The organism is Vibrio sp. 10N.222.55.C6 (assembly GCF_041473395.1).
GTDB lineage: Bacteria > Pseudomonadota > Gammaproteobacteria > Enterobacterales > Vibrionaceae > Vibrio > Vibrio crassostreae_C.
On sequence record NZ_JBFRSD010000789.1, the window covers coordinates 1 to 287 of the forward strand.

General features: G+C 44.9%; 1 protein-coding gene. It reads right to left on the bottom strand.

Annotated elements, in window-relative coordinates:
• Window positions 1–137, bottom strand: a 137-nt coding sequence (locus tag AB4486_RS26190; RefSeq protein ID WP_372119681.1) for an ATP-binding cassette domain-containing protein, incomplete at its 3' end; no start/stop codon positions are given.
• Between the last annotated feature and the right edge of the window lie 150 nt (window positions 138–287).

Sequence of the window (287 nt, forward strand, 5' to 3'; positions counted from 1 at the left end):
AGCGTTGATTTACCCGCACCAGATGGACCAATTAAACCAACCACTTCACCGGCATTGACCGACAAGCTAACGTTGGTAAGGGCTTTATCAGAACTGGAGTAGTGCTTGGTAAGCCCTTTAAGGGTAAGAGTAGACATAGAATTCCTATAAGAGCGGTGTACTAAGAGTTCGCCTGAGACAGGCATGGAAAGTAAACCGGAAAGAGTGGTGAATAACTGCAGGCGATTACACCTGCAGTTAGTTTTATCGGTGTGTGATTGGCTTTTTAGTTCGGTTGAACTTAGCTA